Annotated in this window: 1 pseudogene; it reads right to left on the bottom strand. The window is 62.3% G+C overall.

The annotated features are described in order from the left end of the window. A pseudogene (locus tag AC11W3_RS07105) lies at positions 1-1,299 on the bottom strand (hypothetical protein); the annotation flags it as partial.

Genomic DNA, 1,299 nt, shown 5'->3' on the forward strand with positions numbered 1-1,299 from the left:
CCTCCATTCAGCCAGATATCGTAGATGTATTCTGCCGGCGCCTGTGACGGCTGAGTCCAGCTGAAGGTGGGGGTGGGATTGAACGGGATGGCGCCTACCGGGGCGAGCGGGGTGGCGAAGCCGTCGAGCACCGCGCTGACCGCCACCGGGACGGTTTCCGTGGTGTCATCGGAGTAGGTCAGCGTTACCTGGTAGGTGTCGCCGACCGTCGGCCTGGTGGTCACATTGAGCCATGCCTGAAATTTGTCCCGGTCCATAGCCAGGTCGAGAGGCGAGGAGATCTGGGCCCCCGAGCCAAGCTGGACCTTCACCACGTGCTTCTTCACCGACTGGACATTGAGCTCAAGGTTGTAATTTTCCCCCCATTGGCTCATCCAGTGGCCGGTGCTGAGGCTCGTGGAGGTGTTCGCGCCGACGATGGTGATGTCCGCAGCTGTTACCCGGGACGTGGAGACCGTGACAGTGGTGCTGAAATCATTACTGTCGAGCATGCCGACATCCCCGACGTCGTAGGTGCCGCTGTTGTTCAGGTCAAGGAAGGGATAGACTTCGTAGGTGCCGGCCGGAACGTTGTTGGCGGTGAAGCTGGCTCCGCTTACCGGGTTCGCCACGGCCACGACATGAATCTTCGGCGGCCCGTTCGCGGAATTCTGCGCGAGGGCGACAAAAAGAGGACCTGTTACGGTCACACCGGGGAAGTAAACCTTGCCGGTGACGCTGCCGGTTCCGGCAGCGGCGGAGCCCTGTATCCAGCCCGAAGAGGCGGTCGAGCCGCCGCCAACGGCCGTGACCTGATAGTAGAGGGTGGAGGAGACGCCGATGTGGGCGAAGAAATCCTTGTCGCTTGGCAATACATCCTTGGAGCCGGCGACCGGCGAACCCGTGGGGCTGGTGCTCCAGGAGACGGTGTACTTGTCGGCGATGGGCAGCCCGTTATTATCCTGAGGCCCGTCCCACATCACGAAGTTGCCCCCCTCGCCGGGGTAGACCACGACCTGCGGCGCCTGGTCAGGCGCCAAAGCGACCAAAGCGGGGGTTGTTACCGCAAAGGTCCCTACCGATACGTTCCCGGTGCCGGCCGTCACCGTAGCCGACATGCCGATCGGATCATTGGCGTGCTGAATGCCGTTTCCCTGGGTGTCGACGAAAGCCCGAACCGAGTATTGCCACCCCGGCTGCACCCCGTTGACCGTGAATGCGCCGGCACTCGAAATACTGGTGCCCAAGCTGGTGCCCGAGTTGTTGGAGCCATTGACCGTCAAATAGATCCTGCCGCTCTTGCCGGTGTAGTTCGTGACG

The organism is Geomonas sp. (assembly GCF_056994735.1).